Source organism: Streptomyces sp. PTY087I2 (genome assembly GCF_001687325.1).
Taxonomy (GTDB): domain Bacteria; phylum Actinomycetota; class Actinomycetes; order Streptomycetales; family Streptomycetaceae; genus Streptomyces.
This window is the reverse complement of the sequence record NZ_LZRD01000037.1, coordinates 1-14,755: the sequence shown is the minus strand read 5'-3', so window position 1 is coordinate 14,755 and position 14,755 is coordinate 1. Positions and strand designations below refer to the sequence as shown.

Sequence of the window (14,755 nt, the reverse complement as noted above, 5' to 3'; positions counted from 1 at the left end):
CGCAGCCACGACCGAACAGCGACGAAGGGGCGGCCCACCGATGGCAACCAGTTCCGCGACCCAGCAGTGGGTCAAGTCCTCCTACAGCGACAACGGCGGCACCTGCGTCGAGTGGGCCCCGGCCACCGCGTCCGCCACCGGCATCGTCCCCGTACGCGACTCGAAGAACCCGGGCGGCCCGGCGCTGGCCGTCGCCGCCGCCGCGTTCTCCTCCTTCGTGGCGGGCGTCAAGGCAGGCGGCTTCGACACCACCGCCTGACCTGCACCGCTGCCGCCACTGCTCCGGTTACGCCCCACCGTGCCCGCACCCGCACGGTGGGGCGTCCCGCTGTCCGGGGTAGGGGCCCGGCCTACACTCCCGGTGTGACAGCCATGGAACCGGTGATCCGCCCGGCGGCCCCGGCCGACCTGAGCGCCGTGGCCGAGATCTACACGTACTACGTCCGCCACACCGTGATCACGTTCGAGGAGAGCCCTCCACCGGTGTCCGCCTGGCACGAGCGCCTCGACGAACTCGCTTCCCGGAAGCTGCCGTTCCTGGTCGCCGAACTGTCCGGCGAGGTCGTGGGCTACGCGTACGCGGCCCCTTGGCGCCCCAAGCCCGCCTATCGGAACACCGTCGAGAACTCGATCTACCTGGCGCCCGGCCGCACGGGCCAGGGCCTGGGAGGAGCGCTGCTGGAAGCCCTCCTGACCGCCTGCGCCGGGACTCGCGTACGCCAGATGATCGCCGTCATCGCCGACGCGGGCACGGACACCTCGGCCGCGCTGCACCGCAGCTACGGCTTCACGGACGCGGGGCGGCTGACCGCCGTCGGCTACAAGCACGGCCGCTGGGTCGACACCCTGCTGATGCAACGGACACTCGGCCACCCGGTTCCGGACGTGAACCCCTAAGCGACCCAGCAGTAGACGCCCTGGCCCTGGCGGCGGGCGCTGCCGGCGAGCGCGGCCAGGTCACCCACGATCGCACCGGCAATGTCCGTGTCGATGATCTCGCCCTCCTCCGCGCGGAGTTGAACCCAGGATGCAGCGGCGTCGCGCAGCGTGGGCTGCTCGGCTTGCGCGAGTGCGGTGAACAGGTCGGGCGAGAGCGCGAAGACGAAACATCCGCCGTCGTCCTGGGCGACGACGACACGCGGCTCACCGGCGTCGACGAGATCCTCGAAGCTGCGGTCGGTGAGCAAGGACTGCCACTCGACCACCGCCCCCACGGGATCGAAGTTGCCGAGGGAGAGCGATTCGCATGCCTCGCCCGGTCCGTTCCGGAGAGCCAAAGCCGCCGCCGTGTCGTCCGGCGCCACGAAGAACTCGACGATGATGCTCATCCAGGCATCATCCCAGACAGCCCGCACGCGACTCGGCGCGGCCTATCCCCCCGAAGCCGGTCCGGTCCGGCCCTCAGAGCGCCCGTCGCCTGGCGCGGGCGCGGCCCACCGCCTGGTTGGCGGCTTCCATAACGATCGTGGTGCCGACGATCACGATCAGGCGCAGCCACCACGGAAAGCCGAGGAACTCCGCGCACACAAAGGCCACGGCGACCGAAACGATGAGTGTCACCGTGAACGGGATGCTCTTCGCTTCGCTGTTCTCAGAGGTCGTTCCCGGGATGTTCACCACGTCCGAAGCACACCCTTCCGGCGACCGGCAACAGAACAACCCGCCGCATTGCTCGGCGAATTAACGGACGCAACCCGGAAACGGCACATGGCAGTGCACACCTTCATTCCCCCGAATCCTTCTCCTGCTGATGAGCCGCGAGACAACGATGTGGTCAGCATCGGGCGCGGCGGCTTCCGACCCTAGCCCGACCTGGTCATCGCATCAACCGCGTCAATGCTGTGAGCGTTCGCACAGCGAGAAGAGGCAACCCATCGGAGTTGACGAACCGTAGAGCGCTGCCGAATTCCGAATCGTGCGCCGCGCCGCGCTACGGGTGGTAAAGGGCGCGGGCGCACACCAGGCCAACGGACGCACCCTCCCCGATATCCAGGAAGCACCTCACCTGCCACGCCTGCGTACCGCGCGCCTGGCGGCTGGTCGTGACCGCACCCGGCGGGTAGACGCGAAAGCCCCGCTTTCCGCCCACGCCGTTACGGGACACGATGCCGCGTTCGCCCAGGACGTCGCGCGGAAACACGAACTGCCCGAAACGGCCGTCGTCTCGGGCGCCGATGACGAAGAGGTCGACGCCGTCGTCGGCGTCGGCGTCGAAAGGCCGGATCGGGCCATCGGTGGAACGCCGCCACACGGTGACGAACCGGCCCGCCTTCGTCGGGGTCGTTCTCGCCACGCGAAAGGCGACCGGCTGCCCGTCGAGCGTGAACCGGTGAGCCGCGTAGTCGGCGCTCTCCGGCTCGGGCACCGGTCGCGAGCAGGAGAAACCGCCCGGGTCGTACACCGAATTCTTCGCCGCCCGCAGGTCGCCGTGAAGCTCCGCCCACGGATGATTCGTCGCCATTCACCCATCCTGCCACCGCGTCGGCCCGCTCCGCCGGAGCAGCAAAGGCACCGACCGGAACCGCCCCCTGGCAGCATGTTGACATGGCCTTGACACTTCCCCGCCCTCGCCCGAGGCTCTGAATCCCCCATGGACCGCTGACGACAATGAGGTGTCACCCCCATGCGATCACGCCCCATCGGATTCCTTCTTTCCGCCCTCGCCGGCGCGGCCCTGGCGTTCGGCGGCACCACCGCATCCGCGAGCCCGTCCGCCGCCCCGGCCCCCGGTGCCACGTCGGCCGGGAACGTCGGTACGGCCGACGCCTGTTACACCTGGAGCGGGACCCTCCGGGAGGGCTCCAGCGGTGAAGCGGTACGTCAGCTCCAGATCCGGGTCTCGGGCTACCCGGGCACCGGAAACCAGATCGCCATCGACGGAGCGTTCGGCCCGGCCACGAAGGCGGCCGTGACGCGCTTCCAGGCCGCGTACGGTCTGGCCGCCGACGGTATCGCCGGACCCGCGACGTTCAACAAGATCTACCAGCTCCAGGACGCCGACTGCACCCCGGTCAACTTCACCTACGCCGAGCTGAACCGCTGCAACTCCGACTGGTCCGGGGGCAAGGTCAGCGCCGCCACCGCCCGCGCCAACGCCCTGGTCACCATGTGGAAGCTCCAGGCCATGCGGCACGCCATGGGCGACCGGCCCATCACCGTCAATGGCGGCTTCCGCAGCGTGTCCTGCAACAGCGCGGTCGGCGGCGCCGCCAACAGCCGCCACATGTACGGGCACGCCGCGGACCTCGGCGCGGGCTCCCAGGGCTTCTGCGCCCTCGCCCAGGCCGCACGCAACCACGGCTTCACCGAAATCCTCGGCCCGGGCTACCCGGGCCACAACGACCACACCCACGTCGCCGGCGGCAACGGCCGCTTCTGGTCCGCGCCCAGCTGCGGCATCTGACGCCGCAGCACCCTCCTGACGTGCGGGGGCCTCCGTTCGGCGGACCGGAGGCCCCCGCACTCGTAATGCGTAGGTCTCGGGTTCGAATCCCGAAGGCGGATCCATCCGAAGCCCAGCTCAGACCTTCTCTGAGCTGGGCTTCTTTGGCTCAGCGGATGCGGCGGCGACCTCTTGAAATGGACGGCGCAGGTGCCCGTGGTCTCAGTTGTGGTCTCAGACGGGCCCGTGGGGGGGGCGGTGCGAAGGCGTTGCACATGCGGTGCATGGCGTTCTTGGACAGTGCTGAACGCCCCTTTAGGTAGCGGCGCGCCTGTCTGATCTGGGTGTGACGAAGGATCTCCATGATGGTCGGCATCTCCGCCCTCAGTCGGCTGCGCCCGGCGGCGCGCCGCTAGCTGCGAGTCCGAAGGGTGAGACACCCTCTATGGCGGGGGCAGTGAGCTACGCTCATCACGCGCACAGCAGCGCCTTATGGCTTGGGGAGGGGCTGTGAGTAGACCGGAGAGGCAGTTTTGGAAAACGCTGACTAAGGCCACTTTGGGGCTAGGAGCAGTTGTCGGACTCTATCTAACCGCAGCAAGCGTTAAGGCTGCATGGGCTTTCTGGCTTGTCCTCGCGCTAGGTTCTGGCTACTCCGTTACCGTTGTCCTAATTCCACGCGCCTTCAAGAGGAGCGTGGAATACGCAAACCGCGTTGGGAACTATCCAAAACTTCTGCAGCTTAAGGTTGATCTTGAGGGGCAAAAAGAAGCCCTCCTTGTGGAGATTGACGAGCTAAGACTACAGAAGAAGGATGAATACCAAAGAGGGGTAAGCGAAGGAGTCCGGCAAGCATGGGGCGCAGTAGCGTCAAGAATTGCCGATACACCAGTCCTGACTAACGCAATAAAAGAATCTGACGGTCTAATTCTAGTGGCTACCTGCGAAGGGAGTCGACCACTTCCTGGAGCGCGATATCTCGTCGCCATGCGGATATCAGGCTCGGTCAAGGGGGTTGTGGAAGTGCGCAAGGACAAAGATTCGTCGCATTCAATCCAACTAGTGATCGTTCAAGCGAACGATGAAAAATTCTGGCTCCGCGTGAACGAGAAGGCCGAGCTCGAGGATAATTTGCCAGATAATATTCACCTAATTCCGTACGAGATAACCGAAGGCGAGGCAAACCCACTTGCCGACCTGGTTGATGAGGAGGTGGCCGAATGACCACGGTTGAAGGGAAGCTGGCAGCACTAGTAGATGAATCACGAGTGGCGATCAACCTGGGGTCTGCTGCGGGCGTGCAAGAAGGAGACAGAGTTTCCCTGTTCAGGACCGTTCAGGTCGATGATCCAGACAGTGGAGAGTCGCTCGGATCGGTTGAGGTCAAAAAGCTGGCCCTTAAGGTCGAGCTTGTTCGCGAGAAGATGTGCGTCGCTGCGGTGAGCGACCTATTTATCGTCGATAACGAGGCGGGGGACACTCTATCTGCCCTATTGCGGCCTAAGCGTAGGAAGCGTGTCGCTTTCGACGTAGCCAGAGGGGATCAGCGAACAGTCAAAGTTGCCATCGGGGAGAGAGTGACCATTGATATTTCTCGTGATGTAGATAGCGAGTAGGCGCGGTAAGCATCAGGCGTAAGACATCTGACGCAATAGCCTGCGTGGCCATTTCCCATTCCATAGCGTCCACCAAAAGCCCGAGCGGAATGGTACGACCGTCATGGAATATTTTAGATTGGGCTAGGGATTCAAGGGGCAAGGTGGCGACCCTCCAGGTTGCTTCGGCGCGAAGGGGTCTCAGCCTTGGTCTCGGCAGAGACCGAATCCGCAGTTATCCAGCCGCGTCTCCGCAGTGCCGCGAGGTGGTCTGATCTGGGCCTCCGAGAGCGTGGTGGACTCGGACGGATGCCGGTGGAACAAGATCGGACAACTCGCCATTCGTTGGTCTCGGGTTCGAATCGCGAAGGCGGCTCAGAGAAGATCCACGTCACACAGTCAGTGAGAGGAAGGCCGGCGTACTCATCGGTCGGCGCTGCCGGGCGAGACGACCCATTCGGCGGGTTGGCCGGTCAGAGAGGCGATCATGTCGAAGTCGCCGTCGTAGTGGAGGACCGTCCGCCGGTGCAGCTCTGCCGTGGCGGCGATCAGCAGGTCGGGGAGGGACAGTGCGCGGTGGAAGCCCGCGTTGAGAGCGTGGCGCTGGACTTCCAGGGCGCGGGCGAAGGTGTGGTCGTCGGTGTGGAGGTAGTCGAAGGCGTGGAGCCAGGTGCTGATCCGGGTTGCCTCCGAGCTGTCGCGTGCGGAGTGGATCATCTCGTACTCGGTGGGCCGGCACACGGCGAGGAGGTAGCGCTCGTGCAGGGGCTTGAGCACTTCTTTGACGTTCGGTTTCGTCCAGCGGGCCAGGGCGGACTTGTCGATCAGGTAGCGGTCCTGCATCAGGCGGCCCGGCCCCCGTCCCGGTCGCCGTCGCGCTTGAGGGAGCCGTCCGCGTTGCGAGGGCCGGTGTTCTCGACGATCTCGCTGAAGTCGAGCTCGCCGGCCTCCATGGCATCGAAGCCCTCTTGACGAAGGTGCCTCTTGACGGCGTCTTCCATGGCGAGGCGGACGGCTTTGGCCTTGGTCTTGGTGCCGAAGATGCGCATGGCCTCGGTGACCATGTCTTCGTCGAGGTCGATGACTGTTCTGGCCATGCGAGTACTCCCTCCGCTGCAAGCCTTACCAACGAAATGATACCTCTTGCCGACCAAAAGAGATGTCGTTTTGTGGGGAGATCTCGTCGCGGGTGGGAGGCTGCAACGTTCGGGGCGAAGTGCTGCCCGGTTCTCCTTTCGGCCGGCCGTGACGCCCGCCGGGGTCACCCGGTCCCGGTCGGCTCCGGCGGCCTCTCGGCGGAGGCGGCAGCGGCGGAGGCCGAGGTGGCCACCGCGATCGTGCCCTGGGCCACCGCGCACAGCGTTTCCTCGCCCTCCGCGTTCACCATCAGCAGGTCGCAGCGGCATACCACCCGGCTTCGGCCCGGGCGGACCACCTCGGCGCGGGCGCGCAGCGTCTCGCCCCTTGCCGGGCGGAGGTAGTCGATGGTGAAGCCCGCCGTCAGGACGGCCGGGCCTACCGCCGCGCCCGCCGCGAAGGTGAGGGCGTTGTCGGCCGCGTAGCTCAGGACGCCTCCGTGCACGAAGCCGTTCTGCTGGCGCAGCTCGTCGCGTACGTCCAGTTCCAGGACCGCCGCTCCGTCGCCGAAGGCGGTCAGCCGCGCGCCCAGCAGGACGCTGAAGGGCTGGGCCTCCAACACCTTCTGGCCGGACGCGAGTTCCTGGGCGTTCGCCTCCATGCTCCACCTCATCTCCTCGCGGAGGCACGAGCCTCGCCGCCCGGGAGCGGTGACGTCGGCATCGGCCCCTGTCGTACCGGACCGCTACTGTCCGGCGTATGGAGAACATGATCCCTCGCGGCAACTGGCTCGACGACGACATATTCCGTACGTTCGTGAAAGAGGTCGCACCGCTCCGCCTCAGCTCCTGGAGTCTGTCCGAGTTCGAGCATGCAACCTCCGCGCTGGGATGGGAACTTCAGGAGCCGACGGAGGTCGCGGGCCAGGTCTGGCGCAGGTTCGCTCCCCGGAAAGGGCCCTCGGCCGGGTACGGCACCCTCATCTCCGGCGCCTCGGAGCCCGAGCGGATCCGCAAGCTGAACGTCCGCGTCGTCGATCTGCCCGCCGAGGACCTGGCCACGGCCGCCGGCTTCATCCGGGCCGCCTGGTGGGTCATGGAGGAGGAGCTGGGGCCGCCCACGATGTGGGGAGGCGACTCCGGGCCGTGGATGCTGTGGCGGCGCCCCGGCACCAGCATCCTCGTGCACTCGCACGACGAGGGCGAGGTCAGTCTCGAACTCCTGCCCGCCGCAACCGACAGCGATTCCGTCGGGCGTGGGTACTCCCGTGGGCGGTGGCGGGCCGCCGAGGCGGGCGATCCGGCCACCGCTCCCGTGCCTGCGTCCGCCTCGCCCGAACTGGCCGGCACCACCTGGGAAAGCGTGGAGAAGCGCCTGGCCGAAACCCTTCGCTCCCTCGACTACGACACCCCCTTCTTCCCCGGCAGGTTCATCCTGCACCTGGGGTCCGCCCATGATCCCCAGCGCTTCGTCCAGTGCTGGAGCCAGGACCTGAGCCTCGTCGTCGAGGCCACCGGCCATCTGCACCGGCCGGACGCGGCCGACCCCGCCCGGATGGAGCGGGACGGCTGGGAGTTCTCCCGCTCGATCTGGCAGCGCCGGTTCCCCGACGCCATGGACGATCCCGCGCACGCCGCCACCGCCGCCCGCATGCTCGTCGAGGAGCTGCGGCAGCTGGGGGTCGACCTGGCCGACCTCTCCTACGACGGCACCATGAGCGGTCGCGGGCGCGGCTTCCATCTCGGCCTGCCGGACCTGGGGATCCCGCGCGTCCACCGCCCCGCCGTCTGAACGCCCGTATGCGGGGCCGTCGTTGCCGGAATCATTGACAGCGACGCGCCCCGCTGTCACCGTCTCGACTGACGGCGGCAGTCGCGGACCGGGTCCCCACCCGTCCGCCGTACGCACCCCCGGCCATCCCCGCCACCCCCACCTTGGCGTCTCCCTCCCCCACCGTTCGGCCGCCGCAGATTGGGAGCGCTCCCACAGAAGGGCCGCACTCGTGAAGAGACTTCTGCGCACGCTCGTCGCCTCGACCTTCGCCTGTCTCCTGCTCCCCCTCGGTTCAGGGCCACAGGCCGCCGCTGCCGTACAGGCCGACCCGATCGGGATGACCAGCGGGTTCTACACGGACCCCGATTCCACCCCCGCCGCCTGGGCCGCCGCGAACCCCGGTGACGGCCGCGCCGCCGCCATCCGCGACAGCATCGCCTCGCGGCCGATGGCCCGCTGGTTCGGTTCCTGGAGCGGGGACATCGGGGCGGCGGTCGGCTCGTACGTGGGCGCGGCCGACGCCGCCGACAAGCTGCCCGTCCTCATCGCGTACAACATCCCCGGCCGCGACGCCTGCGGCGGGCACTCCGGCGGTGGCGCCGGCACCCCGAGCGCGTACCGCACCTGGATCTCCGCGTTCGCCTCCGCCATCGGCTCCCGGCCCGCACTCGTGGTCATCGAGCCCGATTCGCTGGGCGACTTCAGCTGCCTGAGCCAGGACCAGATCGACGAACGCAACGGGATGCTCCGGGACGCGCTCGACCGGTTCGCCGCGTACGCCCCCAACACATGGACCTACCTCGACGCCGGAAACCCGGCCTGGATCAGCGCCGACACCATGGCGCAGCACCTCGACGGCGCGGGTGCCCGGCAGGCGCACGGCTTCACGCTCAACATCTCGAACTACTACGCCACCGGCGAGAACTCCGCGTACGGCGACGCCATCAACGGCTCTCTGTCCGCGTCCTACGGCTACACGAAGCCTTACGTCATCGACACCAGCCGCAACGGCAACGGCTCCAACGGCGAGTGGTGCAACCCGGGCGGACGCAGAACGGGGGCGGTCAGCCAGACGGGCGGCGGTGCCGAGATGCTGCTGTGGCTGAAGACGCCCGGAGAGTCGGACGGTGACTGCGGGGTCGGGGCCGGTTCCGTGGCGGGGCAGTTCCTGCCGGAGGTCGCGTACAAGATGATCTACGGGTACTGAGGTCCCGCCCCGGCCGTGCTCGTCGATGCCGCACGGGCCCCGGACCTCAGCGGTTCCTGGTCCCGTCCGTGACCCGGTCCAGGCGGTAGAGGTCGGCGACGCAGCCGCCGGGCCAGTACCGGCGGCCCCCCTGGCTGAACGGCTCCAGCATCTGGCTGATCACCAGGCGCTCGTACGGCAGGACCCGCTCCCCGGCCGCCGCCCCCTCGTGCAGGCGGCGGTCCTGGGCGTCCCATTTACCGGCCCGGGCCCGCATCGCGGTGTCCAGGTCGGTCAGGGCGACGGCCGGGCCCGCGCAGACCAGGACGCAGAGCGCGACGCACACCGCCTTCGCCGGGGCGGTGCGGCGGGTGTACCGGCGGACGGCCAGGCCCAGCAGGGTCCCCGCGCCGACGAGCAGGATCACGTACAGGAGGAGGTAGTCGTTCCACACCCGGTTGGCGCTCGCAGCGCTCACCCGGTCGCCGAAGACGGGGTACGCGATGACCGTGCAGAGGTAGCCGGAGACCAGGAGCGCGACCAGCCCGGCGGCGATGAGCAGCGGCCCGTGCGCGGGCGGGCGGGGCGTCGTCCCGGCCGCCCGCCGGCACAGCAGCCCCAGCAGGACGCCCACCGCGACCGCGCCCACGTACTGCCAGGTCGTGACCACGGTGACGGTGATCTCCGCGAACGCGCGCAGCGACGCGGTGAGGGAGTCGGGGGCGAGGAGGGAGGTGGTCCCCGCCCCGAAGCGCTCCCTGCGGTTCATGGAGCCGGGCGAGGTGATGAGTACCAGCGCCCCGGCCGCCGTCCCGGCGATGCCTCCGGCGCACCACAGGCGGACGAACCTCCGCTCGGCGGCGGGGACGACCCGGCCGGACAGGAGGAGCGCGGCCAGCAGCACCATCACCACGACGATCGCCGTCTCCTCGGACAGCGTCGCGAGGAAGGCCGCCATCAGCACCGCGACGGCGATCGCGAGTGCCCGGCCGCGCCGGGTGCGGGCGAGCAGGAGCGGAATCAGCGCGGCGCAGGCCAGGACGGGCGGCAGCGTGTGCGAGACGGACGCGGCGGGCCAGTAGAACGTCTTGTACGTGTTCGGCGTGGCGAACAGGAACAGCACCGTGGTCATCGCCGCGAGGAGCAACGGCAGGCCGCGCGGGGTGCGCAGACCGGCCCTGCGCAGCGCCAGGACGGCCACCGCCCACAGGACCGCGAGCACCAGGACCCCGCTGACCAGGGGGAACCACTGGTGGCCCGCGACCTGGAACTTCGCGTACGCGCCCACCAGGAGCGCGTTGGCGACCCGCCCGTTGTCGTCGAAGTAGAACTGCCCGACCAGGCCGGTGACTCCGTCGTCCCGTACGCGCGGCAGGAAGCACCAGTCGTCCGCGCCGGGCCTCACCCACCGGCCGAACCAGGAGGCCGCGGCGAGCAGGGCGAGGGGCGGGAGCGCGAGGGCGGTCATCCAGAGCGCCGTCCAGGGGCGGTTCGCCGGGTGTCCATCCCTGTCCTGTACGGACCGGTCCCGCCCTCCCTTGTCCCGCTCTCCTCTATCCCGTTCGGATCGGTCCCGTTCGGATCGGTCCGTCGCCGTCTCGGCCTGCGCGCCCGTTCGGGCCTCGGTTACGGGAACCTCGTCGGACATCGCGTGCTTCACCGGTCCTGGGGCGAGCGGGTGGACAGCGGTACGGACGCCGCGCGGGCGGGCAGCGGTTCGGCGGGGACCTCCACGGCCTCCGGTACGGCGGCCGGCCTGGTCCGGCCCGAGGTGATCGCCCATCGGGCCAGCAGGAACGAGACGGGCGTGACCAGGACGCCGGCCGCCAGCGCGGCGAGGTTCTTGTCCATTCCGAGCCCGCTGACCGCGCCGTACAGCAGCGCCCCGGACGCCACCAGGTTGACCAGGCTGGAGAGCGGATAGCGGACGAACGCGCGCCAGGTCGGCCGGGTCCGGCAGGTGACGTAGGAGTTGAGCAGGAACGAGCACACGATGCTGACCGCGTAGCCGAGGACATGGGCGGTCAGGTAGGGGATCCAGCGGTTGAGGGAGGCGTAGACGCCGAGGTAGACGGCGGTGTTCACACACCCGATGAGGACGAAACTGCCGAACTGGCGGACCGTACGGGACCGGCCGGGGGCGCCCGCGGCGGTGGCGACGCGTTCGACCGGGCCGCCGGTGAGCTGCGGGCGCGGCGGCGGGCCGTCCGGCAGCGCCGCCCGGCAGGTCGCGTCGGTCTCCCGTACGACGTACGGCGGGCGGTGCTTCGCCTCGTGGTAGATGCGGCCCACGTACTCCCCGATGACCCCGAGCGTCACCAGCTGGATGCCGCTGAGGGCGACGACGGCGGTGAGCAGGGTGGCGTAGCCGGGGGTGTCCACGCCGTGCAGGACGACGCGCACGACGGTCCACAGGGCATAGGCCAGCGCCGAGACGAAGACCCAGAAGCCGGCGTAGATCGCGAGGCGGAGCGGCCGGTTGTTGAAGGAGAGCAGTCCGTCGATGCCGTAGTTGAGCAGCCGTCTGCTGCCCCATTTCGACCGGCCCGCCACCCGTTCGCTGTTGCGGTAGCGGAAGGTGACGGTGTCGAAGCCGATCCAGGAGAAGATCCCCTTCGAGAAGCGGTTGCTCTCGGGGAGGGACAGCACGCTCTCCACCGCCCGCCTCGACAGCAGCCGGAAGTCTCCCGAGCCGTCGATCAGCTCCACGTCCATGCAGCGGCGCACCAGCGCGTAGTAGGTGTGGCTGAGGGTGCTGCGGATCATGCCCTCGCCCGTGCGGTCGCGGCGCGGGATGACCTGGTCGTAGCCGTGCCGGTGCAGTTCCAGCATGCGGGGGATCAGCTCGGGCGGGTGCTGGAGGTCGGCGTCCATGATCACCACGGCCGCCCCGCGCGACATGCGGAGGCCCGCGAGCATGGCGGCCTCCTTGCCGAAGTTGCGGCTGAAGGCGGTGTAGTGGACGCGCGGGTCGCGGGTGGCGATGGCGTTCAGCAGCGGGCGGGTGCGGTCCCGGCTGCCGTCGTCGACGTAACAGATCTCGAAGCTGTCCCCGAGGGGGTCCAGGACGGCGAGCAGGGCGGCGTGGAAGGACTCGATGACCTCGGCCTCGTCGAAACACGGCACGACGACCGACAGCTGAAGGCCAGTCACTCGCCACCTCCGGACTTCGGGCCTCTCGTGCGGCCGGGCCCGACCGGCGCCGCCGCCGTCGGCCTCCGGCGCGGGGCCCGGAACGCGCCACGTCCGCCCCATCTGACGACGGGCGGCGGCCCGCGTCTCTCCGCACACGCGCGGGCGGACCGCTTTCCCGCGCCCCTTTCATGCGAACAGCGGAGGCGGACCGGCGGATCCGTCCCGCAGGCTCCCCCCGAGGGCGGGCGCGGGTCGGCGGACCGTCCCCGCGCACAGTCGGCGCAGGTCGGCAGGATGCTTCGGCGGACGGCGGACGGGGCTCCGGGTAGGCAGAACGCTCCCGCGGAGAGCGAGCGCGGGGTCGGCGGAACACCACCGCGCGCGGCGGGCGCGGTCAGCAGATCACCCCTGCGCACGGCCGACGCAGGTCGGCAGGACGCTTCGGCGGACAGCGGGCGCAGGTCGGCGGAACGCCACCGCGCACAGCCGGCCCGGGTCGGCGCAACGCCCCCGCGCACAGCCGGCGCGGTCGGCCGATCGCCAGGTCGCGGGGGCGAAAAAGCGCACATAGCCTCGCAAACGTGACGTCTCCTCGACCGCCACGGACCACCGGCCGGCTCGCCGCGCTCTCCGCCGCGCCGCTCGCCGCCCTGTCCGCCGCGCTGCTCGCCCTGTGCTGGGTGGTGCTCCCCGCCGCCGTGCCCGCGCGCGCCGACGACCCCGTCGAGCTGTCCCGGGACGGGCAGATCACCGACCGGGTCGGGGCCCTGGGCGACCGGGCTGGGCAGGTGGAGGACGCCCTCGACCGGCTGTACGACGAGCAGCGCGTCCAGCTCTTCGTGGTGTACGTACGCGACTTCTCCGGGCGGTCCGGGCAGACCTGGAGCGACGAGACCGCCGACCGCAACGGTCTGGGCCAGGACGACGTGCTGCTCTCCGTCGCCACCCACGACCGGCAGTACGCCTACTCCGTCGACGCGGACTCCCGGCTCACCGATGCTCAGTTGCGGGACGTGGCGGGTACCGCGATCGAGCCCGCGCTCCGGGAGAACGACTGGGCGGGAGCGGCGATCGGCGCGGCCGACGGGTACGCCTCCGTCCTGGCCGGACGCCCCGTGACCGCCCCCGCGATCACCCCGGGCCCCGCCGACCCCGGAACGGGCGGCTCCGGCTCCACCGGTGCCCGCGACTTCATCCTTCCGGTGGCCGTCCTCGCCGGTGTGGGCGCCGTCGGCGTGTACGCGTACACCCGGCGCAAAGGGCGCGCGACGACCCGCACCACCCCGGCGGCGACCGGCTGGGGCCGGGGCGCGGGAGCGGGCGGTGCGCCGGAGCCGCCGACGCCGCTGCCGGAGCTGGACGCGCAGGCGAAGCAGGTGCTGGTGGACACCGACGACGCGGTCCGCACGAGCGAGGAGGAACTCGGTTTCGCGACCGCCCAGTTCGGCGAGGAGGCCGCGAAGCCGTTCACGGAGGCGGTCGCACGGGCGAAGGACGAGCTGACGCAGTCATTCCGGTTGCGCCAGCAGCTCGACGACGCCTTCCCCGAGGACGACGCGACCCGCCGGCGGATGCTGGACGAGATCCTGCGCCGGTGCGCCACCGCGAACGAGGGGCTCGACACCGTCTCCGAGGACTTCGACCGGCTGCGCGCCCTGGAACGTACCGCTCCACAGGCCCTGGCCACCGTGGACGCCACCCACCGCGGCCTCGCCGGCCGGGTCGCGGCGGCCGAGTCGGGCGTCGCCGGGCTGCGCGAGCGGTACGGGGAGGGCGCCGCCGCCCCCGTGGCGGCCGACGTCGAGGAGGCCGAGGACCGGCTCGTCTTCGCGGGCTCGGCCGTGGGCGAGGCCCGTACGGCGGTCGAGGGCGGCGAGAACTCCCGGGCCGCGGTGTACATCCGGGCGGCCGAGGGCGCGGTGGGCCAGGCCGGCACGCTGCTGGACTCGGTGGACCGGCGGGCGGCGGAGCTGGGCGAGGCCGCGCGGAAGCTGCCCGCCGCGCTGACCGAGACGGAGACCGACCTCGCGGACGCGGGCGGGCTGCTCGAAGGGACCGCCGAGGGCGCGTCGACCGCCGACCTGCGCGGCCGGATCGCCCGCGCCGAGGCCGTACTCGCCGATGTGCGGGGCGCGATGGCGGCGGGACCGTACGACCCGATCGACGCGCTGCGCCGGGTGGAGGAGGCGGACGCGGCCCTGGACGAGGCGCTGGCGGGGGCCCGGGACCAGGAGCGCGGCGAGGCGAAGGCCCGGTCCCTCCTCGATCAGGCGATGCTCACCGCCCGGTCCGCGATCGGGGCGGCGGCCGACTTCATCACGACCAACCGGGGCGCGGTCGGCAGCCAGGCCCGTACCCGGCTGGCCGAGGCGCAGCGGCGGTGGGAGCGGGCCCGGGAGCTGGCGGCCACGGACGCGCAGGGTGCGCTGGCCGAGGCGCAGCAGGCGGACGCGCTGGCCGGGCAGGCGATGGCCCTGGCCGAGCAGGACGTCCGCGGCTTCCGCTCCCCGCAGGGCCCCGGCGGGATGGGCGGGATGCGGGGCGGGGGCGGCGGCATGGGCGGGGCGGTGCTCGGCGGCATCATCCTCGGCGGGCTGTTCGGGGGCG

The 14,755-nt window shown here is 70.3% G+C and carries 16 protein-coding genes; 8 read left to right on the top strand and 8 right to left on the bottom strand.

Features of this window, described 5'->3' with window-relative positions:
* Window positions 1-40: 40 nt before the first annotated feature.
* Window positions 41-259 (top strand): DUF397 domain-containing protein, encoded by a 219-nt coding sequence (locus A3Q37_RS30805; protein ID WP_065489614.1) that lies wholly within the window; start codon window positions 41-43, stop codon window positions 257-259.
* A gap of 113 nt (window positions 260-372) precedes the next feature.
* A complete protein-coding gene (locus tag A3Q37_RS30800) occupies window positions 373-897 on the top strand; it encodes a GNAT family N-acetyltransferase (RefSeq protein WP_079138063.1) in 525 nt (174 codons plus the stop codon).
* Here the strand turns inward: A3Q37_RS30800 and A3Q37_RS30795 are convergent.
* The 3 genes from A3Q37_RS30795 to A3Q37_RS30785 all read right to left on the bottom strand — a co-directional run bounded on the left by A3Q37_RS30795 (window position 894) and on the right by A3Q37_RS30785 (window position 2,461).
* The gene (locus A3Q37_RS30795; RefSeq protein ID WP_065489612.1) at window positions 894-1,328 is read right to left on the bottom strand and encodes a hypothetical protein; all 435 of its coding nucleotides are present in this window, start codon (window positions 1,326-1,328) and stop codon (window positions 894-896) included. The genes A3Q37_RS30800 and A3Q37_RS30795 overlap by 4 nt on opposite strands.
* A gap of 73 nt (window positions 1,329-1,401) precedes the next feature.
* Window positions 1,402-1,620 (bottom strand): hypothetical protein, encoded by a 219-nt coding sequence (locus A3Q37_RS30790; RefSeq protein ID WP_065489610.1) that lies wholly within the window; start codon window positions 1,618-1,620, stop codon window positions 1,402-1,404.
* Between the two features lie 310 nt (window positions 1,621-1,930).
* Window positions 1,931-2,461 carry a MepB family protein gene (locus A3Q37_RS30785; protein ID WP_065489607.1) on the bottom strand — a complete coding sequence of 177 codons (531 nt, stop codon included), beginning with the start codon at window positions 2,459-2,461 and terminating at the stop codon, window positions 1,931-1,933.
* A gap of 162 nt (window positions 2,462-2,623) precedes the next feature.
* Between A3Q37_RS30785 and A3Q37_RS30780 the strand changes: the two genes are divergently transcribed.
* The 3 genes from A3Q37_RS30780 (at window position 2,624) to A3Q37_RS36090 (ending at window position 4,998) form a co-directional block, all read left to right on the top strand.
* Entirely contained in the window at window positions 2,624-3,403 is a 780-nt protein-coding gene (locus tag A3Q37_RS30780) for a M15 family metallopeptidase (protein ID WP_065489605.1), read from the top strand.
* Window positions 3,404-3,892: 489 nt separating this feature from the next.
* Window positions 3,893-4,606, top strand: coding sequence for a hypothetical protein (locus A3Q37_RS36965; RefSeq protein ID WP_141693624.1), 714 nt, complete (start codon window positions 3,893-3,895; stop codon window positions 4,604-4,606).
* Window positions 4,603-4,998 (top strand): FlgT C-terminal domain-containing protein, encoded by a 396-nt coding sequence (locus A3Q37_RS36090; protein WP_079138061.1) that lies wholly within the window; start codon window positions 4,603-4,605, stop codon window positions 4,996-4,998. The genes A3Q37_RS36965 and A3Q37_RS36090 overlap by 4 nt, the downstream gene beginning before the upstream one ends.
* A gap of 402 nt (window positions 4,999-5,400) precedes the next feature.
* On the opposite strand, the gene A3Q37_RS30770 is transcribed toward A3Q37_RS36090, so the two are convergent.
* From A3Q37_RS30770 to A3Q37_RS30760, 3 genes are all read right to left on the bottom strand, one after another.
* On the bottom strand, window positions 5,401-5,820 hold the full coding sequence (locus tag A3Q37_RS30770; RefSeq protein ID WP_065489596.1) for a PIN domain nuclease: 420 nt from the start codon (window positions 5,818-5,820) through the stop codon (window positions 5,401-5,403).
* Window positions 5,820-6,074, bottom strand: coding sequence for a type II toxin-antitoxin system VapB family antitoxin (locus A3Q37_RS30765; RefSeq protein WP_062697603.1), 255 nt, complete (start codon window positions 6,072-6,074; stop codon window positions 5,820-5,822). Before A3Q37_RS30765 ends, A3Q37_RS30770 begins: the two co-directional genes overlap by 1 nt.
* 164 nt (window positions 6,075-6,238) lie before the next feature.
* Window positions 6,239-6,715 (bottom strand): PaaI family thioesterase, encoded by a 477-nt coding sequence (locus tag A3Q37_RS30760; RefSeq protein ID WP_065489594.1) that lies wholly within the window; start codon window positions 6,713-6,715, stop codon window positions 6,239-6,241.
* A 98-nt stretch (window positions 6,716-6,813) separates the two neighbouring features.
* Between A3Q37_RS30760 and A3Q37_RS30755 the strand changes: the two genes are divergently transcribed.
* Together A3Q37_RS30755 and A3Q37_RS30750 are read left to right on the top strand one after the other, a co-directional pair.
* On the top strand, window positions 6,814-7,845 hold the full coding sequence (locus A3Q37_RS30755; RefSeq protein WP_065489592.1) for a TY-Chap domain-containing protein: 1,032 nt from the start codon (window positions 6,814-6,816) through the stop codon (window positions 7,843-7,845).
* 211 nt (window positions 7,846-8,056) lie between these two features.
* Window positions 8,057-9,034: a glycoside hydrolase family 6 protein gene (locus tag A3Q37_RS30750; protein ID WP_065489590.1), complete on the top strand. Its 978-nt coding sequence runs from the start codon at window positions 8,057-8,059 to the stop codon at window positions 9,032-9,034.
* A 46-nt stretch (window positions 9,035-9,080) separates the two neighbouring features.
* Here the strand turns inward: A3Q37_RS30750 and A3Q37_RS30745 are convergent, their stop codons facing one another.
* Together A3Q37_RS30745 and A3Q37_RS30740 are read right to left on the bottom strand one after the other, a co-directional pair.
* Window positions 9,081-10,661, bottom strand: a complete 1,581-nt coding sequence (locus tag A3Q37_RS30745; RefSeq protein ID WP_065489689.1) for a DUF6056 family protein — start codon at window positions 10,659-10,661, stop codon at window positions 9,081-9,083.
* 8 nt (window positions 10,662-10,669) lie between these two features.
* Window positions 10,670-12,166, bottom strand: coding sequence for a glycosyltransferase (locus A3Q37_RS30740; protein ID WP_065489588.1), 1,497 nt, complete (start codon window positions 12,164-12,166; stop codon window positions 10,670-10,672).
* Between the two features lie 632 nt (window positions 12,167-12,798).
* Here A3Q37_RS30740 and A3Q37_RS30735 point away from each other — a divergent pair.
* Window positions 12,799-14,755: TPM domain-containing protein (locus A3Q37_RS30735; protein ID WP_065489687.1), on the top strand; the 1,957-nt coding region annotated here is incomplete at its 3' end.